The 19,221-nt window shown below is 64.5% G+C and carries 24 protein-coding genes; 12 read left to right on the top strand and 12 right to left on the bottom strand.

Annotated features, from left to right (window positions below; genetic code table 11):
* Position 1: 1 nt before the first annotated feature.
* The 4 genes from smpB to DV027_RS05635 all read right to left on the bottom strand — a co-directional run bounded on the left by smpB (position 2) and on the right by DV027_RS05635 (position 3,121).
* Positions 2 to 496 (bottom strand): SsrA-binding protein SmpB, encoded by a 495-nt coding sequence (gene smpB, locus DV027_RS05650; RefSeq protein WP_130730932.1) that lies wholly within the window; start codon positions 494 to 496, stop codon positions 2 to 4.
* A 3-nt stretch (positions 497 to 499) separates the two neighbouring features.
* Positions 500 to 1,378, bottom strand: a complete 879-nt coding sequence (gene dapA, locus DV027_RS05645; RefSeq protein WP_130730931.1) for a 4-hydroxy-tetrahydrodipicolinate synthase — start codon at positions 1,376 to 1,378, stop codon at positions 500 to 502.
* Between the two features lie 157 nt (positions 1,379 to 1,535).
* The gene (locus tag DV027_RS05640; RefSeq protein WP_130730930.1) at positions 1,536 to 2,381 is read right to left on the bottom strand and encodes a prephenate dehydratase; all 846 of its coding nucleotides are present in this window, start codon (positions 2,379 to 2,381) and stop codon (positions 1,536 to 1,538) included.
* Positions 2,378 to 3,121 carry a 3-deoxy-manno-octulosonate cytidylyltransferase gene (locus DV027_RS05635; RefSeq protein ID WP_130730929.1) on the bottom strand — a complete coding sequence of 248 codons (744 nt, stop codon included), beginning with the start codon at positions 3,119 to 3,121 and terminating at the stop codon, positions 2,378 to 2,380. The genes DV027_RS05640 and DV027_RS05635 overlap by 4 nt, the downstream gene beginning before the upstream one ends.
* A gap of 137 nt (positions 3,122 to 3,258) precedes the next feature.
* Here DV027_RS05635 and DV027_RS05630 point away from each other — a divergent pair, with 137 nt between their 5' ends.
* From DV027_RS05630 to serA, 3 genes are all read left to right on the top strand, one after another.
* On the top strand, positions 3,259 to 3,765 hold the full coding sequence (locus tag DV027_RS05630; protein WP_130730928.1) for a c-type cytochrome: 507 nt from the start codon (positions 3,259 to 3,261) through the stop codon (positions 3,763 to 3,765).
* On the top strand, positions 3,765 to 4,580 hold the full coding sequence (locus DV027_RS05625; protein WP_130730927.1) for an inositol monophosphatase family protein: 816 nt from the start codon (positions 3,765 to 3,767) through the stop codon (positions 4,578 to 4,580). Before DV027_RS05630 ends, DV027_RS05625 begins: the two co-directional genes overlap by 1 nt.
* A gap of 95 nt (positions 4,581 to 4,675) precedes the next feature.
* Entirely contained in the window at positions 4,676 to 5,941 is a 1,266-nt protein-coding gene (serA, locus tag DV027_RS05620) for a phosphoglycerate dehydrogenase (RefSeq protein ID WP_130730926.1), read from the top strand.
* Positions 5,942 to 6,124: 183 nt separating this feature from the next.
* On the opposite strand, the gene DV027_RS05615 is transcribed toward serA, so the two are convergent.
* Positions 6,125 to 6,397: a hypothetical protein gene (locus tag DV027_RS05615; protein WP_130730925.1), complete on the bottom strand. Its 273-nt coding sequence runs from the start codon at positions 6,395 to 6,397 to the stop codon at positions 6,125 to 6,127.
* Positions 6,398 to 6,423: 26 nt separating this feature from the next.
* A complete protein-coding gene (locus tag DV027_RS05610) occupies positions 6,424 to 6,750 on the bottom strand; it encodes a superinfection immunity protein (protein ID WP_130730924.1) in 327 nt (108 codons plus the stop codon).
* A 148-nt stretch (positions 6,751 to 6,898) separates the two neighbouring features.
* Between DV027_RS05610 and DV027_RS05605 the strand changes: the two genes are divergently transcribed.
* Positions 6,899 to 7,405: a hypothetical protein gene (locus DV027_RS05605; protein WP_078523993.1), complete on the top strand. Its 507-nt coding sequence runs from the start codon at positions 6,899 to 6,901 to the stop codon at positions 7,403 to 7,405.
* 137 nt (positions 7,406 to 7,542) lie between these two features.
* On the opposite strand, the gene DV027_RS05600 is transcribed toward DV027_RS05605, so the two are convergent.
* Positions 7,543 to 8,904: an MATE family efflux transporter gene (locus DV027_RS05600; RefSeq protein WP_130730923.1), complete on the bottom strand. Its 1,362-nt coding sequence runs from the start codon at positions 8,902 to 8,904 to the stop codon at positions 7,543 to 7,545.
* Positions 8,905 to 9,068: 164 nt separating this feature from the next.
* Between DV027_RS05600 and DV027_RS05595 the strand changes: the two genes are divergently transcribed.
* Positions 9,069 to 10,235, top strand: coding sequence for a restriction endonuclease subunit S (locus DV027_RS05595; protein ID WP_130730922.1), 1,167 nt, complete (start codon positions 9,069 to 9,071; stop codon positions 10,233 to 10,235).
* 25 nt (positions 10,236 to 10,260) lie between these two features.
* On the opposite strand, the gene DV027_RS05590 is transcribed toward DV027_RS05595, so the two are convergent.
* Entirely contained in the window at positions 10,261 to 10,791 is a 531-nt protein-coding gene (locus DV027_RS05590) for a metallophosphoesterase (protein WP_130730921.1), read from the bottom strand.
* Positions 10,792 to 10,957: 166 nt separating this feature from the next.
* Here DV027_RS05590 and DV027_RS17830 point away from each other — a divergent pair, with 166 nt between their 5' ends.
* The 3 genes from DV027_RS17830 to DV027_RS05580 are packed head-to-tail and all read left to right on the top strand — an operon-like array spanning position 10,958 to position 13,643.
* The gene (locus tag DV027_RS17830; RefSeq protein WP_242621746.1) at positions 10,958 to 11,494 is read left to right on the top strand and encodes an AI-2E family transporter; all 537 of its coding nucleotides are present in this window, start codon (positions 10,958 to 10,960) and stop codon (positions 11,492 to 11,494) included.
* Positions 11,495 to 11,554: 60 nt separating this feature from the next.
* Complete coding sequence (locus tag DV027_RS17825) at positions 11,555 to 12,007, top strand: AI-2E family transporter (protein WP_242621745.1); 453 nt, start codon at positions 11,555 to 11,557, stop codon at positions 12,005 to 12,007.
* 7 nt (positions 12,008 to 12,014) lie between these two features.
* Positions 12,015 to 13,643: a class I SAM-dependent DNA methyltransferase gene (locus DV027_RS05580; RefSeq protein ID WP_130730920.1), complete on the top strand. Its 1,629-nt coding sequence runs from the start codon at positions 12,015 to 12,017 to the stop codon at positions 13,641 to 13,643.
* Between the two features lies 1 nt (position 13,644).
* On the opposite strand, the gene mtnK is transcribed toward DV027_RS05580, so the two are convergent.
* Positions 13,645 to 14,877: an S-methyl-5-thioribose kinase gene (gene mtnK, locus DV027_RS05575; protein ID WP_130730919.1), complete on the bottom strand. Its 1,233-nt coding sequence runs from the start codon at positions 14,875 to 14,877 to the stop codon at positions 13,645 to 13,647.
* 163 nt (positions 14,878 to 15,040) lie between these two features.
* Here mtnK and bfr point away from each other — a divergent pair, with 163 nt between their 5' ends.
* Positions 15,041 to 15,529, top strand: a complete 489-nt coding sequence (bfr, locus tag DV027_RS05570; protein ID WP_078523985.1) for a bacterioferritin — start codon at positions 15,041 to 15,043, stop codon at positions 15,527 to 15,529.
* Here bfr and DV027_RS17425 read toward each other — a convergent pair.
* Both DV027_RS17425 and DV027_RS05565 read right to left on the bottom strand, forming a co-directional pair.
* A complete protein-coding gene (locus tag DV027_RS17425) occupies positions 15,498 to 15,671 on the bottom strand; it encodes a hypothetical protein (RefSeq protein WP_165399118.1) in 174 nt (57 codons plus the stop codon). The genes bfr and DV027_RS17425 overlap by 32 nt on opposite strands.
* A gap of 54 nt (positions 15,672 to 15,725) precedes the next feature.
* The gene (locus tag DV027_RS05565; protein WP_130730918.1) at positions 15,726 to 16,361 is read right to left on the bottom strand and encodes a hypothetical protein; all 636 of its coding nucleotides are present in this window, start codon (positions 16,359 to 16,361) and stop codon (positions 15,726 to 15,728) included.
* Positions 16,362 to 16,510: 149 nt separating this feature from the next.
* On the opposite strand from DV027_RS05565, the gene DV027_RS05560 reads away from it, so the two are divergent.
* The 3 genes from DV027_RS05560 to DV027_RS05550 are packed head-to-tail and all read left to right on the top strand — an operon-like array spanning position 16,511 to position 18,615.
* Positions 16,511 to 16,960, top strand: coding sequence for a Fur family transcriptional regulator (locus DV027_RS05560; protein WP_130730917.1), 450 nt, complete (start codon positions 16,511 to 16,513; stop codon positions 16,958 to 16,960).
* A gap of 53 nt (positions 16,961 to 17,013) precedes the next feature.
* Complete coding sequence (locus DV027_RS05555; RefSeq protein WP_130730916.1) at positions 17,014 to 17,250, top strand: hypothetical protein; 237 nt, start codon at positions 17,014 to 17,016, stop codon at positions 17,248 to 17,250.
* The gene (locus DV027_RS05550) at positions 17,251 to 18,615 is read left to right on the top strand and encodes a sodium:solute symporter family protein (protein ID WP_130730915.1); all 1,365 of its coding nucleotides are present in this window, start codon (positions 17,251 to 17,253) and stop codon (positions 18,613 to 18,615) included.
* A gap of 14 nt (positions 18,616 to 18,629) precedes the next feature.
* Here DV027_RS05550 and DV027_RS05545 read toward each other — a convergent pair whose 3' ends face one another.
* Positions 18,630 to 18,980 carry a hypothetical protein gene (locus DV027_RS05545; protein WP_130730914.1) on the bottom strand — a complete coding sequence of 117 codons (351 nt, stop codon included), beginning with the start codon at positions 18,978 to 18,980 and terminating at the stop codon, positions 18,630 to 18,632.
* Positions 18,981 to 19,221 lie beyond the last annotated feature (241 nt).

Raw genomic sequence — 19,221 nt, 5'->3', positions numbered from 1 at the left:
TTTAATCTTCGCGGCCCTTGTTGCGCAGCAGGCGGGCCTTGTCGCGGGCCCAGTCGCGATCGGCTATGGCGTGGCGCTTGTCTTCCTTCTTGCGGCCCTGGCCCACGCCCAGCGTCAGCTTGGCAAGGCCGCGGCTGTTGAAGTGGATGTCCAGCGGCACCAGGGTCACGCCGTTGCGCGCGGTCTCGCCAAGCAGCTTGTCCACCTGCTTCTTGTGCAGGAGCAGCTTGCGCGGGGCACGTGGCTCAAAGCGTGACAGCACGCCGCCCTGATATTCGGGGATGTAGCTGTTGATCAGCCACAACTCCCCGTTACGCTCACCGGCATAGGCTTCGTTGATGGTGGCACGCCCCATGCGCAGGCTTTTGACTTCCGGCCCCTTGAGCACCAGCCCCGCTTCCACCGTTTCAAGGATGGCGTAGTTGAAGCGGCCCTTGCGGTTCTGTGCGGCGATCCCGGTCGAGATCATGCCGCTGCCTCTGTTCTTGCTGGCCATGGTTCAGTCCAGCAGCCCAACGGCATCGAGCGCTGCCTTCACCTTTGCCCGGCTGGCATCGGCCAGCGGGGCCAGCGGCAGGCGGCAGGTCTCGCCCATCAGCCCCAATACGCTTGCAGCGAATTTGACCGGCACCGGATTGCTTTCGCAGAACAGCGAATCATGCAGCGGCAGCAGCCGGTCCTGCAGTTCCATGGCATTCATGACGTCGCCATCATTCCAGCTCTGCTGCACCTGAGCACAGAGCGCGGGCGCAACATTGGCGGTGACGCTGATGCAGCCATCGCCACCGGCAGCCAGAAACGAGACCGCGGTGCCGTCCTCGCCCGAGATCTGGTTGAACGGCTTCTTCACCGCGCGGCGCACGAGCAGCGGGCGCAGCAGGTCGCCCGTGGAATCCTTGACCCCGATGATGTTGGGGTGAAGCGCCAGGCGCGCCATGGTCTCGACCGAGATGTCGATGACCGAGCGGCCCGGGATATTATACAGGATGACGGGAATGCTGATGGCATCGGCCACGGCCATGAAGTGGCGGTACACCCCTTCCTGCGTGGGCTTGTTGTAATAGGGCGTGACCACCAGCACGGCCGAGGCCCCGGCCTTCTGCGCCTGCTGGGCCATGCCCACGGCCTCGGCCGTGCTGTTCGAGCCGGCCCCGGCAATGACCGGCACCCGGCCGCCTGCGGATTTTATGGTGAATTCAACGACTTTGGCATGTTCATCATGCGTCAGTGTCGGGCTTTCGCCCGTGGTGCCGACCGGTATCAGTGCGGATGTGCCCTGCTGGATCTGCCAGTCGATGAAGCGGCCCATGGAAGGCAGGTCAAGCGACCCATCCGTATTCATGGGGGTAATAAGGGCGGTCATGGAACCCTTGAACATGGTTGTTTCCACCTGGATCCTGTGTCTTGGCTATGCATGCGCCGGTAGGTCCGGCACCATTGTTTTCACGCGCTCTGCCCTGCCCCGGCGCGGGCAGGCAGGGTATCATACAGGCAATGCGGCACGGGGGGCAAAATATGCCCGCCATGCCCTGCCCTCACGCCTCCCGCCGGAAAGGGGATGCGGGATAGACGCCCAGAATTTCCTGGCGTTCCGAAAAGAATGAAAGCTCGCGCAGGGCCTCGGCCAGCGGGGGTGCCTGGGGGTGGCCCTCCACGTCCATCAGGAACTGCGTGGCCGAGAACGAGCCTTCCAGCATGTAGCTTTCCAGCCGCGTCAGGTTCACGCCCGTCGTGGCCAGCCCGCCAAGTGCCTTGTACAGCGCGCCGGGCTGGTTGTTGACCCTGAACAGCAGCGTGGTCATGAAACCAGGGCCCGGCGGCGGCAGCGTGTCGGGCCGGCGCGATGCGATGTAGAAGCGCGTGGTGTTGTGGGCGGCGTCCTCCACGTTGCGGCGCAGAATTTCAAGCCCGTTGAGTTCGGCTGCCAGCTCGGAGGCCACGGCCACGTCTTCCCTGCGGCCCCAGTCGCGCACCATCTCGGCAGCGCCCGCGGTATCGAACTCCACAACCGGCTCCAGCCCCAGCTCGGTCACGATGCCACGCACCTGCGCCATGGCGACCGGATGGGTGTGCAGCCGCCTTGCATCACTCAGTTTTGTGCCGGGAATGCCCAGCAGGCAATGTTCCACGCGCTGGAAATGCTCGCCCACGATGAACAGCCCCGCCTGTGGCAGAAGGGCGTGAATGTCGGGCACGCGGCCTGCAAGGCTGTTCTCGCAGGCCAGCATGGCCAGTTCGGCCTGCCCGTCATGCACGGCGGCAATGGTCTGGGCAAAGGTCTGGCACGGCAGCGTGGTCCAGCCCGGCCGGGCGGTGCGGCAGGCCAGGTCGGAATAGGCGCCGGGGCGGCCCTGGAAGGCGATGATGCGTTCTGCGTTCATGCGACGGCTCCCAGTATCTGGCGCGCGCGTTCAAGATCGGCGGGGGTATCAACGCCAAAGGGGGCTGCGGGCACGCGGGTGCAGCCAATGGTCATGCCCGCTTCGAGCGCGCGGAGCTGCTCAAGTTTTTCGCGCTGTTCCAGCCCGCTTTCGGGCAGGCTGACAAAACGGGCGAGGGCCGCGCGGCGATAGGCGTACAGCCCCACATGGTGCCATAGCGGCCCGGCTCCCCACGGTATGGGCATGCGGGAAAAATACAGCGCGCGCGCCACTTCATCCGGCTCGTCGCCGCCAAAGGCGCAGGCCACTTTTACCACCGAGGCCGCTTTCGCTTCCGCCTCATCGCGCACGGGGGCAACAAGGGTTGCGATATCCACCGCGCTGTCAGCCAGCGGGCAGAGCACGGCGCGCAGGCAGGCGGGGTCGATGCCCGGCAGGTCGCCCTGCAGGTTGATGATGGCGTCATGCCTGCCGGTCGGGTCAAGCGCGCCGAGCGCCTGCCAGATACGGTCCGAGCCCGAGGGCAGGTCCGGATCGGTCAGGATGGCGGTGCCGCCCGCGTGTTCCACCACATCGGCAATCGCGCGGTCAGCGGTGGCGACGGCAACCGGGCCGATGCAGGCAGCCTGCGCACGCTTGAGCACATGCACGATCATGGGCTGGCCCGCGATATCGGCAAGCGGTTTGCCCGGCAGACGGGTCGAGGCCATCCGGGCCGGAATCAGGACAATAGGGTTCATGGGGTCTGGGTCTGGGCCATCCGTAATCTGTCGCGGCGGCACGGGCCGCCCGCCGCCCGTGCATGCTTCACACAGGGCGCGCGGCAGTCTAGGTAAGGAGCGGTTTACATGCAACCGTGGGAAGGACGCCCGACTTCATGGACAGTACACGCCTTAACCAGATCGGGGTTGCCTGCCTCATTGCCGTGGGGGTGCTTGGCGCAAGCTGGGGTATTGCCCACACGGCCGTACCCGAACCCCTGCCCGTGAAGGCTGGCGTGGCCATACCGCACCCGGCGGCCCCTGCGCCGGGCGCCTCCATTGATGATCTGGTTGCCAAGGCCAGCGTGGAAAAGGGCCATGCCCTGGCCGACAGGCAGTGCGCCATGTGCCACAGCATGGCGCCAAATGGCCCTTCCATCATCGGGCCGGGCCTGTTTGGCGTGTTCGGCACGCATGTGGGTGATATTCCCGGCTATGACTTCTCGGATGCGCTCAGGGCGCACAAGGACGAGACCTGGACCAACGCCACCCTTTCCGCCTGGCTCAAGGGTCCTGCTGATTACGCATCAGGCACCAAGATGTCCTTCCCCGGCATCGCCTCGGAAACCGACCGTGCGGACGTGATCGCCTATCTGCGCTCGCTCAGGCCGGAGACGCCCTGATGAGCGCCCTGCCCGCCGGGTTCCCGCGTGATGCGGTGCTTGAAGCCGCCATCGCTGCCGCCGATGTGGCGCGCAGCGTGGTGCTGCCCTTCTTCCGCCGTGGGGTCATGGCCCATGACAAGGCCGATGCCAGCCCCGTCACCATTGCCGACCGCACGGCGGAGCGTGCGATTCGGGCGGTCGTGTCAGAGCGCCTGCCCGGTTTTGGCATCATGGGCGAGGAATTCGGCCTTGAAGGCGGCGAGAGCCCGTATCGCTGGGTCATCGACCCGATCGATGGCACCCGCGCCTTCCTCACCGGGCGGCCCACCTTCGGCACGCTCATCGCGCTGCTGCATGACGATGTGCCTGTGCTTGGCATCATCGACCAGCCGGTCACGGGCGAGCGCTGGATTGGCCTGCGGGGCGAGGCGACGCGTTTCCTCTCCACCCTGCCCGGCGCGGCGCGCACGCGGGCCTGCCCTGATGTGGGGCAGGCCGAACTCTCCTGCACGGCGCCTGAAATCCTTGATGCTCCGCACCAGCCCGGTTTTGACGCGCTGGCGGCAGCCGTCCGGCGCACAAGCTGGGGTGGCGACTGCTACGCCTACGGCCTGCTCGCACTCGGGCAGATCGACATCATTGCCGAATGCACCATGAAGATATGGGACTGGGCCGCCCTTGTGCCGGTTGTGGAAGGGGCTGGCGGCGCCATGACCGACTGGGCGGGCCAGCCCCTGCGCGCCGATGGCGATGGCACGGTGCTTGCCCTTGGTGACGCTGGCCTCCTGCCGCATGTGAGCGGCCTGCTCGTGCCGGGCGTGCGCGCGGGCTGACGGCACGAATTCAACTTTCCCCCCTAGCGATGGCGCGGCCAATCGGATAGGGACGACCTACCTTCTTGACCGTATTCAGAGCGGGAGCACGCGACATGACCAGCCCATCCACCGGCCACCTTTCCCTTCCCAAGGACAAGATCCGCATCCTGCTGCTTGAGGGCATTCATGACAGTGCCGTCAACCTGCTGAAGGAAAACGGATACGAGAACGTCACCCGCCTCAAGACGGCGCTGGAAGGCGAGGCCCTGCAGAAGGCGCTGGAAGGCGTGCATATCGTGGGCATCCGCTCGCGCACGCAGCTCACGCGCGAGGTGATCGAGAAGGCCGACCGCCTGATCGCCATCGGCTGCTTCTGCATCGGCACCAACCAGGTCGATCTCGACGCCGCGCGTGAGGCCGGTATTCCCGTGTTCAACGCACCCTACAGCAACACCCGCTCGGTGGCCGAACTGGTCATGGGCGAGATCGTGATGCTGATGCGCCGCATCTTCCCCAAATCGGAAGAATGCAATGCGGGCATCTGGAAGAAATCCGCCACCAATAGCTGGGAAGTGCGCGGCAAGACGCTGGGCATCGTGGGCTATGGCTCGATCGGCTCGCAGCTTTCCGTGCTGGCCGAGGCCTTTGGCATGCGCGTGTTCTATTATGACGTGATCGACAAGCTGGTGCATGGCAACGCAACGCCGGTCGATACGCTCGAAACCCTTCTGGCCCAGAGCGACGTGGTCAGCCTGCACGTGCCCCAGACCCCCGAAACCGCGGGCATGATTGGCGAGGCGCAGATCCGCGCGATGAAGAAGGGCTCCTTCCTCATCAACAACGCGCGCGGCAACGTGGTGGACCTTGATGCGCTGGCCGCGGCCCTGAAGGATGGCCACCTGCTCGGTGCTGCCATCGACGTGTTCCCCAAGGAGCCCAAGCAGGCGGCCGAGCCGCTTGAAACCCCGCTGCGCGGGCTGGATAACGTGATCCTGACGCCGCATATCGGTGGCTCCACGGCGGAGGCACAGGAGCGCATTGGCGTGGAAGTGGCCCGCAAGCTGGTGGAATACTCCGATATCGGCTCCACGCTCGGTGCGGTGAACTTCCCCACCGTGCAGCTGCCCGAAAACCCGCACGGCACGCGCTTCATGCATGTGCACCGCAACGTGCCGGGCATCATGCTGCAGATTAACGAGATATTCTCCAGCGAGTCCTGCAACATTACCGCACAGTACCTGCAGACGGCGGGCGAACTGGGCTACGTGGTGGTCGAGGCCGATACCGGCCGCGATGTGGAAAAGGACAACCGCATCCTTGACCGCCTGCGTGAACTCAAGGGCACGCTGCGCGCCCGCCTGCTGTACAAGCAGCAGTAACAGGGCGCCGCCTTTTTTCAAAAAGGCGGCATTCTTTCAGACTTTTGAAAAAGCGCTGTCAGAAACATCCTGACGATTTGAAAGGAGCGTGCCAGCCGGCATGCTCCTTTTTTTCATGAGGGCGGCATAGATCAGGGGATATGGACGATGCGGCCCTCGGTTTCCTCGTCGCCGGGCCTGATTTCAACGCTGCCTTTTGCGGAGGGCGGGCAAGCCTTTACCACAGGCCCGATGAGGCAGGGTGGCCTTGGCTTCGGGGCCGAATTCATGCCCGTCGAGCGCATGCTCCCTTTCATCTTCAAGGGTGCAGAGGCCATATTCTTCATAGACCTCCGGCGGCAGGTCATTATTGCCCGGTGTCATGATGATGACGGGCTGCATGCTGGACGACGTCATATGATCCTGCCATGCGTTGAAGTAAATATATACCGAATTGAACAATATTGGTGCGGTCAAGGCTGGGGGGCCTCCCCCCAGCAACCTCAGGGCAGGGTCAGGAACGTGGCCGGTTCGCTGTGCCGCAGGCGCGCATGGCGGCTGGTATCGGTCTCGAGCAGGCAGGCCATGAGCAGCGCGATCACCCACCCTACTCCGGTCATGCCCAGGGTGCAGTTCACCACCGCCACAACCGCTGCATTATGCACCTTGCGGCGGCATGCGATGAAGGTCGGCAGCAGGAACAGCACCATGCTGCAGGCCAGCACCAGTACGGCGCCGACAAGCAGGCTCGTGCCGATCTCCAGCCCGGTGCCCTGTATGGACTGCCAGCCACGGTAGACCTCATAGGTGGAGGGAACATGGATATTCATCACGCTTCATGCTAACCCTAAAGGCAGGCGTGCCGCCATATTGCATGGTACGTTGGGAACTGGCATGCAGCCCTTGCATGCTGAATGGCTTTGTATTTGTTAGGGTTTGCTACAGTGCACGGTTATGTGGACCCTCAGGGGGCAACCTGTGATCTGGGGTGATTTCCAAGCGGTAATCCAGCTATCGGCTGGGCTCAACGTGGCCATTCTCAGCTTTGTCGATATCAGCCTGCCCGCCATAAAGGAACGCAGGCGCGTCTTTGCCAAGGCGCGGCAGGAACTTGAACTGCACCGCAGCGGCACCGACCACCAGCATCCCGATGATGCCGAGGACTATGCCGCCGCCGTGCAGGAAATGGACCGCAAGCTGTTCATGTTATGGCAGGAATCCTCCACCTTCATCCGCGAGGAGGAATCCCTCATCCGCTCCACCGGCGTGCTCGGTGTGTTCGGCGCCGTGCTGAGCCTGGGGCTGCTATGGTATTCGGCGGTGCATTATAGCGGGGTGATCTCGCTCATGGGGCGGGTGCTGATCATTCTCTCGTTCTGTTCGCTGCTCGGCGCGTTCCTGATCAATTTCATGACCGCATCGCAGGCGGGCGTGTTTACCAAGAAATGCAACTCCATCCGTGAGGAAATGCACAAGCGACTGTAAAAGAAAGCCGCTCATGACAGCGCTTTAGAATTAAAGGACGTTTTTGGTGAAGCTTTTCTTCAAAAAGCTTCAGGAAACGCCGCCTTTAAAAAAAGCAGCCCTGTGCGGGCTGGAAAGGCCGGGCGGCGCTGGTTTTTCTATCCTTTTTGCGCCGTGCGCTTCATGCGCCACAGGATGCGGGTGCCCTGGAGCACGAATACCGCCACCAGCCCGAGGCCAATGCCGTACCACAGGCCCTGCACGCCCATGCTCCGGTCAAAGGCAAGGAATATCCCGGCGGGAAAGCCAAGCCCCCAGTAACCGATAATGGCCAGCACCATGGGTATGGTGGTGTCACCCTGCCCGCGCAGGATGCCCGTGGCGATGGCCTGCAGGGCGTCAGGCACCTGAAAGGCCGCGCCGATCAGCAGGAGGGCAAGTGCCAGATGCACCGCCTGTGCGTTTTCCGGCAGGGTTGCATCGAGATAGAAGCCGATGATGGCCTGCCGCCCCAGCGCCAGGATGAGCGTGGTCACGCATGCCACCCCCAGGCCCAGCACCATGCCCGCACTGGCGGCACGGTGGACCATGGCCGGGTCGTCGCGGCCCGTCCAGTAGCCCACGCGTATGTTGCAGGCCTGTGCCATGGCCAGGTACAGCACGAAGCACTGCATGCCGATGCCAAGCATGATCTGGAACGCCGCCAGCCCGGCATTGCCCAGCTTGGCGGCCTCGAAGCTATTGGCCTGGAACAGCGTGACCTCCGCCATCGCGGCGGCCAGCATGGGCAGGCCGGTGCGCAGCAGGGCACGCGTATGCCCCCAGTCATGCGCGCGCGGGCGTAGCGTCGTGCGCAGTTCGGGCCTGCGTGCCATGAACGCCAGCAAGATGAGGGGCATGCACCACAGGGTGATGACAGTCGCCACCGCCGAGCCATGCAGCCCCAGCGCGGGCAGGCCAAGCCAGCCATGGATGAGCGTTGCGTTCAGCACCCCGTTCACCACCGTAATGCACGGCATCACCCGCATGAGAATGCCCTGCGCGCCCATGACCGGCAGCGCTGTGGTCAGCACGCCCTGGCCGAGCAGCGCAGGCGGCACCGCCCACATCAGGATATGCACGAACCCGGTCACCGGCGCGCGGATGGCCTCGGGCTCGTGCAGCCATGCCAGGAGCGTATCGATATGGTACAGGCAGAACAGTTCCGGCCCGCACAGCACGATGGCAATCATGAGCATGGAGGTGATGGTGGTGCCAAGGCTTGCATGGTCCTGCCGCCCGCGCGCCTGCGAGAGCAGGATGCCACCGGCCTCGATCATGGCGGCAAGGATGGCGTTGAGGGTGAAGAACGTGCCCGTGGCCAGCCCGCCAATGGCAAGGGCCGTGGCGCCCAGGCTGCCAAGGAGCACGTTATCGGTCACACCCATCAGCATCTGGGCGAACTGCGACAGGCCCATCGGTCCGGCAATGGCAAGGATGGAACGGAATTCCGCCCCGAAGGATGTGGTTGGACGCGTCATGAACCCCCTGCTTCACCCATGGCCCCGCCGGGTCATGATCGTGTGTGGCACGCGGTATGTATGGTGCTTGGGGTGGGGTTTATACGACCCGATGGCGCACGGCCAGCAGCCATGCGGCGCAAACGCCTGTCATGATGTATTTTTTATACGGTAAGGAGTAAGGCATGACGTGCGACGACAGCCTGCCCCCGTCATGGCCCGTGGTGCCGCTTGGCGCCCTGGTCGAGTGCCTTGATGCAGGCCGCGTGCCCCTCAACCGTGCGCAGCGGGCGCAACGGCCGGGTCCGGTGCCCTATCACGGGGCCAGTGGCGTGACCGGTCATGTCGATCGGGCGCTGTTTGATGGCGCCCTCGTGCTGCTTGGTGAGGACGGCGCGCCTTTTGCCGATCCCATGCGTGATGTCGCCTTCTTTCATGAAGGGCCGTTATGGGCGGGCAACCATGTGCATGTGCTGCGCCCGCGCGCGGGCGTGGAGGGCCGCTTCGTGGCGCATGCCCTCAATACCCTCTCCTATGGGCCATATGTGGAGGGCGCGACCCGCGCGAAGCTGACGCGCGCACGCATGAACAGCCTGCCTGTCCCCTGCCCTTCCCTTGCCTGCCAGCGCCTTGTGGCCGACCGGCTGGAAGGAAGCCTGCAGCGCATTGACGGGCAGTTGCACCTGCTTGACGGGCTTGACGGGCTGGCGCGCGAGCAGGTCCAGGCCATCATCGCGCAAGCCGCCCGGGCGGCACGTGGCACGCGGCGGCTGGTGGGGCATGTATTTGACATTGTTGGCGGTGGCACGCCCGCCACGACCCAGCCTGCCTACTGGGGCGATGACGTCACGTGGCTGACCCCTGCGGACCTGCCGCCCGGGCGCCCCTGCTGGGTCACGCGCGGGCTGCGCGGCCTTTCGGCGGCGGGACTGGCCGCGTGCCGGGCCATACTGGTGCCCGCGGGCGCGCTGGTGGTGTCAACCCGTGCCCCCGTGGGCCGGGTGGGGCTGGGGCGCGGGCCGCTTGCGGTCAGCCAGGGGTGCAAGGCGCTGGTGCCGCGCGGGGAGAATGTGGACCTGCGCTATGCGGCGCTGGCGTTATGGGCGGCAGGGCCGGAACTACGCCGTCGCGCGGGGGGCAGCGTGTTCCCCGAGGTGGATACGCTCACACTGGCCTCGCTGGAACTGACCATGCCGCCGCTGGCATGCCAGCGCAGGGTCGCACGGGCGGTGTGGGCACGACTGGAGCAGGTCACGGCACAGGCTGATGAACGGGCGCGACTGCGGGGCCTGCTGCGTGAATACCGCGTTGCTGTCAGGCGCGCAGCCATGGGCGCGGCCCCGCCTTCATGAAAGCGGGGCGGCCGGGCGTGTTACGTCAGGCAGGGCGTGCGGGCGGGGCCAGCCCGCTGAGAGTTTCAACGACGTCATTGAATGCGACGGGCCGGTAATCCCACACATCCACCCCCACGTCACAAGACAGGCTGGTGGGCGTGAACCTGTCATGGACATGGCCATAAAAATGCAGCGCATCATGCCAGAAGCCGTTCCACTCCGCGATGGGATAATGAAACAGCACGACCCTGCGGCCATCGAGCCTGAGTTCGGCATAGGCCTGTGATGACGCCCAGCCCGGCAGCGTCTGCACGGCCTCGCTGTCATGATTGCCCCAGATCAGGTGCTTGCGGCCATTCAGCCGGGGCAGGATCGCTTCGGCCCGCTGCGTGCCGTGCGCGACATCGCCAAGGTGCCATACATCATCATCGGGGCCGACGGTGGCGTTCCAGTTGCTGACCAGCGTGGCATCCATCTCCGCCACCGTTTCAAAGGGGCGCTTCGTGTAGCGGATGATATTGGCATGGCCGAAATGGGTGTCGGCGGTAAAAAAGGTTCTCGAAGGGCGCGACATGCTGCATCCGGGTCAGAAAAGGGATGCTAATGGACCAGCTTGCGCCCTTATGGACAAGATGGATGGTGTCTTTTTGTAAACCGGGCCTTTACCCTGTGCTGCCATGACCACAGGCGTTGCGTTATATTGCAGCCTTTATGAACTCCAGCAGGATAGAGCACACCATATGGAAGAAAACCGGAGCCGGACCCAGTATGTCGGAACCTTCATATTCGTCTGTGCGGTCCTGCTGTTTTCCGCATGGATCGAACAGTCATTCCTGTTTGCCTTCGTGTGGGGGGGCATCCTCACCATCACCACCTTCCCGCTCTTTAACCGGCTGGTCGGGCGCGGCATGGGCCGCGGGGTGGCGGCAGGGCTGATCGCGGCGGCCATCTTTGCGCTGCTGGCCGTGCCCATGATTGCCATGGCTGTGCGGGCGGGGCTGGAAATTCCATCGCTCATGGCGTGGGGGCGGAGCGCGTTGCATGATGGCATTCCCGTCTCGCCGCAGATCAATGAAATCCCGCGCATTGGCCCGAGGCTGGCCGGGTTGTGGCAACGCTACCTGTCCGAACCCGATGAACTGCGGCACTGGACCGGCGTGGCGTCGCGCATGGTGGCCACCGGCGACGGGCGCGAACTGCCGCATCGCCTGATGGAAATGACCGAGACCTTCATCATCGCCACGCTGTCGGTCTATTTCTATCTCCACGCCTCGTAAACGCTCATTGCCGATATACGCGCGGTCGGGCAGCATTTTCTGGGTGGGCGCGCGCGTGATGTGATCCGCAACACCGTGGGTGCGGTGCGCGGCACGGTGGCAGGGCTGGTGCTGGTGGGGCTGGGCCAGGGCGTGCTGGTGGGCATTGGCTACTTCATTGCAGGCACCCCGCACCCTGCCCTGCTCACGCTGGTCACCGCAGTGGTCAGTGTCATCCCGTTCTGCGGGCCGATCCTGCTCTGTGTGACCACGCTCATGACCTTTGCGGCCAATGGCGTGATGCAGGCGGTGATCGTGGGCGTGATCGGCACCATTGCCTATGGCGCGGGCGACCACTTCGTGCGGCCAAAGCTGATCAGTGGCAGCACCAGCATCCCCTTCCTTGCGGTGTTGACGGCCATTCTGGGAGGGCTGCACGTGTTTGGCCTGCTCGGGCTGTTCATCGGGCCTGCGGTCATTGCCGTTGCCCTGTCGCTGTGGCGCACGGCGGCGGCGGAAGAACGCGCCCGTTAACTCGCCCATGACCACGCCCCTGCTCTCGGCTGCAGCCATATGGCGCATTGCGGGCCAGTTGCGCCGCGTGTTGCCGCCGGTTGAATACGGGCCTGCCATACTGGCCTTTACCGTGCTGCGGCGGCTTGAGCAGGCCCGCCCGCCCGCGCGTGGAGGGCTTGCGGCCATTGCTTGCGCGACCGACCCGCTCGGGGTGCTGGCGGGGCAGATTGAGCGCCTGCCCGCCGCCATGCGCGACATCATGGCGCAGCTTGAGATCGAGCGGCTGGCGCGGCGGCTGGCGGCGGTTGGCATGCTGGGCCCGTTGGCCGCGCATTTCGCTGCCCTTGACCTTTCCCCCACCCTGCATGGCAGCGAAGCCATGGCCCGGCTGTTCGAGGAACTGGTTAGCCATTTCACTACCACGCAGGGCACCGGCACGCATTACACGCCCCCGGAGGTGGCAGACCTGATGGTCGATCTTGTCTGCGCCCCCGACACGCCCGGCACCCGGCCTGCGCTCTATGACCCTGCCGCCGGCACCGGCGTCCTGCTTGGCCGTGCTGCTGACCGCCTGCGCGCGCGCGGGGTCATGGTGGATCTGTACGGGCAGGAGCTGAGCAGGCAGTCCTGTGCCCTGGCGCGTGCCGACCTGCTGCTGCGCGGGCTCAGGCCCCGGCAAGTGGTGCATGGCGATACGCTACTGGCCGATGGCCATGCCCGGCAGCGTTTTGGCCGCATGCTGGCCAATCCGCCCTTTGGGCTGGACTGGCGTGCCATTCGCGCATCCGTGGAGGCGGAACATGCGCTGGGCGCGCGAGGGCGCTTCGGGCCGGGCCTGCCGCGCGTGTCGGACGGATCGATGCTGTTCATGCTGCACCTGCTCGCCAAGATGCGCGCCCCCCGCCACGGCGGCAGCCGCATTGGCGTGGTCACGCACGGAGCCGCCCTGAACGGTGGCGGGGTGGAGAGCGGTGAATCCGCCATTCGCCGCTACCTAGTGGAGCATGACCTGATTGATACGCTCATTGCCCTGCCGCAGGATATGTTCATCAATACCGGCATCAGCACCTATGTGTGGGTGCTGGATAACAACAAGCCCGCCGCCCGTCGTGGCCTGGTCAGCCTGGTCAATGCGGCGGCGCTGTGGCAGCGGTGCAGCCGCAGCCATGGCGAGAAACGGCGCGAGATGACGCAGGCCCATGTGGCTGCTGTCGTGCAGGCAGCACTTGATGGCACGGAACTGGACCTTGAGGTGCGCGATGGTCCGGATGGCGCGCCTGCCGCATGGCGCCTCATGCCACCTGAAGAGGGCGCGGCGCAGGGGCGACGCACCGGTTTTGCACGCCAGGTACCGGCGCGGGCGTTCTTATATCGCAGCCTGAGCGTGACCTGTGCGGATCATGCGGGCGCACCGACCCGCACGGTGTTCACCACCAGCATGGAAACCGACCCGCAGGACTGGTTTGACCGCCTGATTGCCCCGCATGACCCCACGGCCCGGCTGGACATGGCGCGGGCGGGCATTGGATGCGCCATTTCGTTTGCCCGGTATTTCGACACGTCCGAACCCTGTCGCGCCCTGCCTGAAATCGAGGCCGACATGCGTGCCTCCATGGCCCGGCTGGCGGCCCTCATGCCCGGCGGCATGTCCTGATTTATATGCCCTTCCTCTCATTCTCGCCTAGGCAGGACAGGAAATCCGCGATCGTGCGTATGTCCGCCAGGTGGTCGAGCACGTAATAGGCGAAGGCCAGCGCGCCTGCGCGGCAGGTGGCGCGCAGGCGTGGATCGGTAATGGTGTCGAAATCCGCCGTATGGGCGTAGCCTATGAGGCGGCGGATGATCTCGATGGCGGCAAAGCCGATGGTGTCGCCCATTACCTCATCCATGAAGGCCTGTTGCGCCACATGGGCCGCCGGGCCATAGGCCAGCGGGCGCAGCGTGCCGGGCGGCGGAGCGTCATCGGCATTCCACAGCGCCATGAACTGCGTGTGGAAGCTGCGCCAGAAGCTGTCAATATCGCGCAGCACGGCCTGCCGGGCCGCAAGGTCTGGTGTTGCGAAGAAATGCAGCACGAGGTTGCCCACGAACATGCCGCAGTCAAACCCGATCGGCCCATACAGCGCGAACTCGCCATCGATTACCCGCGTATCATCCGCCGTGCTCATGATCGAGCCGGTATGCAGGTCGCCATGCAACAGTGCTTGGGGTTGCGACAGGAAGCGCCGCCGCAGGTTCTCGACGGCCAGAAGTGCCGCGGCACTGGTGCGGATATCGAGCACGATGGGGCTCAGGGCGGTATCATGCCAGTGGTTGCGCGGGTGGTCGCGGTAAGGGTCGTCAAACACCAGGTCGAGCGTGATGCGGGTCAGGGCCTGGTTGGCAGCAAAAAGGCGGCGGGCGTCAAACACATCCTCGAACGGGCGGGCGAGCAGCGAGGTGCCGAAACACGCCCGGGCCACGAACGTGCCAATGCGCGGCGCGACCTCCGGCCAGTCCGCTCCCTGCATCAGCGCCGTGCGCAGCACGGTGTGGCCGGACAGGCTCTCGACCACCAGCACGTAAAGCACCGGGTCGAAATGCAGGTATTCGGTGGTCAGCCCGCCCACCAGCGGGCCGATGGCGGCAAGCCATGCGGCCTCGAAATGCGTGCGGTCGAGCGGCATTTTCCAGCTCGGGTCCACGCGCACATGCGGCAGCGACTGCTTGAGGCACACTTCCCCCGCAGGTCCGGTGACGAGAAACACATTGTTGAGGTTGCCATCACTGACCTCGCGCACCTGCCACCGTTCGGGCAGGCCGCCAAGGCGGGTGGCAATAGTGGGCAGACCGGCAAGGAATGCGCGGATGCCGCCTGCATCAAGTGTGCGGTAGCTGGTCTGGTCCATATGGCTTACCCCTGCCCTGCGTGGTGGCCGTGGCCTGGCGTGGCCCGGCCGCAGGGTCGCGCGCAGGGCATGGTTATGCAATGCTTTTTTGTAATTGCGTTACGGCCTGCCACACAGTAACCCGTGAGGGGTATAATATATTCATCAAGACAGGAAGACGGACATGCCCATCAAGGACCCCAAGGTCATCGAGCACCTGAACACCCAGCTTACCAACGAGCTGACGGCGATCAACCAGTATTACCTGCATGCCCGCACGCTGCGCCACTGGGGCGTGACCCTGCTGGGCAAGAAGGAATACGAGGAATCCATCGAGGAGATGAAGCACGCCGACTGGCTGATCGAGCGTATCCTCTACCTCGGTGGCCTGCCCAACGTGCAGCGCTACAACACCATTCTTGTGGGGCAGGACGTTGAGGAAATCCTCAAATGCGACCTGAAGCTGGAAGAAAAGGCGATTGGCGACCTGCGTGAAGGCATCGCCTATTGCGAGAGCGTGCGTGACTACGTCTCGCGCGACCTGCTGCTGCGCATCCTGGTGAACGAGGAAGAGCACGAGGACTTCCTGGACCGCCAGTTCGACCTCATCAAGCAGCTTGGCCTGCCGCAATACATCAAGCTCAACTCCGCCCCTGCTCCCGATCAGGAGTAATCCCGCCACCATGCGGGCCCACCGGCCGGTCAGGGCCGGTGGCGGGCGGCGCGCCTTCCTGCCAGGCAAGGATGTCGAGCAGGTCGAGGAAAGCATTTTCCATGAACCGGCGCGCCTGCCGGATCGATACGATGGGTGGCATTGCTGTCATCCCGCCATGCCGGGGCCGCACGATCGTGCGGCCCCTTTGGTTTTTTTACAGGCTACCTGTGTGCACGCTGGCGGCAGGGCCGGGCCACATGACCTGCGCATGGCCCATGTCGCCATTGTGCCAGCGCATGACCGCAAGGCAGCCTGCACCCACGGGCTGGGCCTGCTGCGCATGGGGCCGGGGTGCGGGCCGTGCCGTAGCCACCCCCATCTGGCGCGGCGGCGTGACAGGCACCCGGCTGGATGCCACAAGCATGTTGCCCCGCCGCGGCAGCCAGTAGCCCGCCCCCGCCAGGCACGCGCCGAGTTGCGTAATGGCGGCGGCAAAGGGCGAGAGCACATGATGGTGAACGAAGATGGGCCGCAGCATGCGCCGCACTTCGCCCTCGTGCCCCTCCTGTGCTGCGGCGGCAGCCAGCAGGAAGCGGTTTTCCGTGCCGGTCAGGTGTGTTGCCGAGCAGATCGCCACATCCACCGGCGCGCGCTGGTAGGCCCGCAGGCGGTTCATGGCCATGTGGAACGCCTCGATCACAGCAGCGAAATCAGCCCGGAAACACGGCAGCGCCAGCCCTGGCGTGCCCCGCGTGCCGTCGCCCTGCCCGCTCAGGCGGCGCACGCACCAGACCAGCAGGCGTTCGCTTGATGAAAGATCATTCATGAAAACTGTGGTGTTGGTCATCATCCGCTCGGGCCGTGGCTGCGGCCCGCTCCCTGAATGTGTTGGTGAGACCGTATTAATGAGAAAGATTATCATTTGCAATTAAAATCGACAGCCCGAACCGCTTATCCCTACTGGACCGGGGCGGTCTGTATGCATTATGCTATGAGGCGATGAAAGAGCCGACTTTTCCCGATTCTCCCCTGGCCGACCTGTGCCGTGAACGCGGCCTGAAACTGACGGGCCAGCGCAGGACGATTGCCTTCGTCCTGTCGGACAGCGATGACCACCCGGATGTGGAGGAGCTGTACCGTCGCGCGGTGGAAGTCGATCCGCGCATTTCCATCGCCACGGTGTATCGCACCGTGCGCCTGTTCGAGGAAAACGGCATTCTCCAGCGCCGTGACTTTGGCGGCGGTCGGGCGCGCTATGAAGTGGCCGATGGCGATCATGGCGATCATTACCATCTGATCGACGCCGATAGCGGCAAGGTGATCGAATTCGAAAATCCCAAACTCGATGCCCTGCTGGAAAATATCGTGCGCGAGATGGGCTATGACCTTGTTACCACCCGCCTCTCGGTTGTAGGCCGCAAGAAGGCGAAGCCGCGCGGCAATGGCTGAAAAGCAGCGTTTCGCCTGCTTGCCCCCTTTCCCCTGACCAGGGCCTGATGCGCGTGTCTGACACCTCTGATAACGCCCGTGAAGCGCTGCCTGCCACCACGCCGCTTATGCTGGTTGTGGGACTGGGGCTGCCTTATGGGCTGGTTATCGGGGGCTTTCTGTTATTTGAGCATGTTGATGGCGTGGTCTTTGGTTTCCCCCCGGCGGTGGCGTGGCTGTTTGCCTGCATGGTGCTGGTGCCAGTCTGCATGGCGGTGGCATGGTGGCTGGGCCGGGTCCGGGCGGACTGAATGGAATTCCTCAGCTTTGGCGTGGTCATTGCCGCCTCCATTGCCCTGGCGGTGTATGCGCGGGTGCGGCGCGGCAGTGGCAATGCGCGTGATTTCTTTGTTGCATCCGGGCAACTTGGTGGCTTGCTGGTCTTTTTCCTGACCATTGGCGAGACCTACAGCATTGGCAGCGTGCTGGGCTTTTCAACGGGCGTGTACCTGCATGGCGCGGCGTTTGCCGGGTGGTTCATGGGGTATATCCTGCTGTCTTACCCTGTGGGGTTCGTGCTTGCGCCGCTGTTGTGGCAGCTGGGGCGCAGGACAGGCAGCATGACGCTGGCTGATATTTTTCGCGCGCATTTTGGCAGCCGGCTGCTGGAAATCGTGGTGGCGGCCAATGCCGTGGCCTTTCTGCTGCCATTGGGGCAGACGCAGTTTACCGGCCTGATTTCGGTCATGCGCAGCCTGCACTGGCATGTAACACCCGCCATGCTGGCAGGTGCTGGCGCGGGCATGACCTTTGGCTGGGTGGCGCTGGCAGGCGTGCGCGCTCCGGCCTATGTATCGGTGCTGAAGGATGTGCTGCTGGTGCTGGCCATCGTGGCCGGAGGGAGTGCGGCCCTGCTGGCCACGGGCCTGCCCGCTGCGTATGTGGCGACACCCGCGGCGGTCGTGCCCGCGCGGCAGGACCTGTTCGTGGTCTCCACCATCATGCTCCAGTCGCTGGGGCTGTGCATTACGCCACAGGCGGTGGCGTTCGTGTTTACCGCGCGTTCGGCACGGATGGTGCGCCGCAACCAGATCCTCATGCCGCTTTACATGCTCATGTTCCCCTTTCTGTACATGATCGCGCAATTCGTGCGCAAACGCGGGCTGGCCGTCTCATCGGCCAATGATGTGTTCATGCTGGGCGTGACCACCACCCTGCCGCCGTGGATGCAGGGTATTGTTGCGGGCGGGTGCGCGATCTCGGCGCTGGTTATCCTGGCGGGCGTGTGCCTTGCCATCGGGCCGCTGGTCTCGCGCAACATGCTCCATGGCCTGTCCGACAGGGGCCAGCGCGTGGGCGCGCAGGTCGTGATCGGGGTCTATCTGCTGCTTTCTGCCGCCGGGGCAGCGGGGTTGGGCAGCATCATGGTCACGCTCAATAACCTGTATTACCTGGGCATGATCCAGATCGCGCCTGGGCTGCTGGTGGCCCTGTGCGGGTGGCGGGTATCCCCTCTGGCCATTACGGCGGGGCTTGTGGCGGGTGACGGGCTGGCGGTGGGGCTGTACTGGGCGGGCCTCATGCCCGGCGGAGTCAATCCCGGCCTGGTCGGGCTGGGGGTCAATGCCCTGATCGTGGCAGTGGCGGCTTTGCACCGGTCGTCCTGCGCGCGTTGAACAGGGCCTGCGCCTCAGCCTTTGTGGGGCGTGGCGGGCGCCAGCCAGTTCGGGTGGCGGCGTTCTATCCATTCCAGCATGCGCGCGCTCAGCCTGCGCAGGAAAGGCACGTCCTCCGCCAGCAGGATAATGCCCAGCGGCAGCATCCATAACCCCAGCACCGGCAGGAAGCTGAATATGCCCCCCACGATCAGCACTCCGCCCATGATGCCGCGCATGACGACCCGCCCGGGCTGAAGCAGCCAGCGCATGGCCTGTTCGCCCCGCGCGGGCAGGCGCCGCAGCAGGCGCTCCAGCCGGTCGCGGCGCAGATGTTCGGCATGATCGGTGGCTGTGGGGGTATTCATGCCCTGTAGAGTGGACATGTCCCCTGCCCTGCGCAACATGCCCGCGCGGGAACGTGATGCGCAGCCAAGGAAACGAAAAAGGTCCGGATTTTGATATAGTTCAATGTCATTCCCCCAAAGCGCGCGGCAGTGTCATGGCATGATGCGTTTCCTTGCCGCCTCCGGTTCATTTTCCTGCCTTGCGTGGCTGGACGCATGCCGGGGCGGGCTGTAAGGAAATTTGTTGGAATATGCGCTTTTTCATAATGTATTTCGGGAG

This window comes from Komagataeibacter xylinus, from assembly GCF_004302915.1.
Classification (GTDB): Bacteria; Pseudomonadota; Alphaproteobacteria; order Acetobacterales; family Acetobacteraceae; genus Komagataeibacter; species Komagataeibacter xylinus_C.
This window is presented reverse-complemented; position numbering and strand designations above follow the sequence as displayed.

What these genes read in the sequence shown, in the direction of transcription:
- DV027_RS05635 (WP_130730929.1), bottom strand. Translation starts at nt 3,121, where the DNA reads ATGAACCCTATTGTCCTGATTCCGGCCCGGATGGCCTCGACCCGTCTG.
- DV027_RS05630 (WP_130730928.1), top strand. Translation starts at nt 3,259, where the DNA reads ATGGACAGTACACGCCTTAACCAGATCGGGGTTGCCTGCCTCATTGCC.
- DV027_RS05580 (WP_130730920.1), top strand. Translation starts at nt 12,015, where the DNA reads ATGACCACGCCCCTGCTCTCGGCTGCAGCCATATGGCGCATTGCGGGC.
- bfr (WP_078523985.1), top strand. Translation starts at nt 15,041, where the DNA reads ATGCCCATCAAGGACCCCAAGGTCATCGAGCACCTGAACACCCAGCTT.
- DV027_RS05550 (WP_130730915.1), top strand. Translation starts at nt 17,251, where the DNA reads ATGGAATTCCTCAGCTTTGGCGTGGTCATTGCCGCCTCCATTGCCCTG.
- DV027_RS17425 (WP_165399118.1), bottom strand. Translation starts at nt 15,671, where the DNA reads ATGCCACCCATCGTATCGATCCGGCAGGCGCGCCGGTTCATGGAAAAT.
- serA (WP_130730926.1), top strand. Translation starts at nt 4,676, where the DNA reads ATGACCAGCCCATCCACCGGCCACCTTTCCCTTCCCAAGGACAAGATC.
- DV027_RS05545 (WP_130730914.1), bottom strand. Translation starts at nt 18,980, where the DNA reads ATGTCCACTCTACAGGGCATGAATACCCCCACAGCCACCGATCATGCC.
- DV027_RS05610 (WP_130730924.1), bottom strand. Translation starts at nt 6,750, where the DNA reads ATGAATATCCATGTTCCCTCCACCTATGAGGTCTACCGTGGCTGGCAG.
- DV027_RS05590 (WP_130730921.1), bottom strand. Translation starts at nt 10,791, where the DNA reads ATGTCGCGCCCTTCGAGAACCTTTTTTACCGCCGACACCCATTTCGGC.
- mtnK (WP_130730919.1), bottom strand. Translation starts at nt 14,877, where the DNA reads ATGGACCAGACCAGCTACCGCACACTTGATGCAGGCGGCATCCGCGCA.
- DV027_RS17830 (WP_242621746.1), top strand. Translation starts at nt 10,958, where the DNA reads ATGGAAGAAAACCGGAGCCGGACCCAGTATGTCGGAACCTTCATATTC.
- DV027_RS05640 (WP_130730930.1), bottom strand. Translation starts at nt 2,381, where the DNA reads ATGAACGCAGAACGCATCATCGCCTTCCAGGGCCGCCCCGGCGCCTAT.
- dapA (WP_130730931.1), bottom strand. Translation starts at nt 1,378, where the DNA reads ATGTTCAAGGGTTCCATGACCGCCCTTATTACCCCCATGAATACGGAT.
- DV027_RS05625 (WP_130730927.1), top strand. Translation starts at nt 3,765, where the DNA reads ATGAGCGCCCTGCCCGCCGGGTTCCCGCGTGATGCGGTGCTTGAAGCC.
- DV027_RS05560 (WP_130730917.1), top strand. Translation starts at nt 16,511, where the DNA reads ATGAAAGAGCCGACTTTTCCCGATTCTCCCCTGGCCGACCTGTGCCGT.
- smpB (WP_130730932.1), bottom strand. Translation starts at nt 496, where the DNA reads ATGGCCAGCAAGAACAGAGGCAGCGGCATGATCTCGACCGGGATCGCC.
- DV027_RS05565 (WP_130730918.1), bottom strand. Translation starts at nt 16,361, where the DNA reads ATGATGACCAACACCACAGTTTTCATGAATGATCTTTCATCAAGCGAA.
- DV027_RS05600 (WP_130730923.1), bottom strand. Translation starts at nt 8,904, where the DNA reads ATGACGCGTCCAACCACATCCTTCGGGGCGGAATTCCGTTCCATCCTT.
- DV027_RS05595 (WP_130730922.1), top strand. Translation starts at nt 9,069, where the DNA reads ATGACGTGCGACGACAGCCTGCCCCCGTCATGGCCCGTGGTGCCGCTT.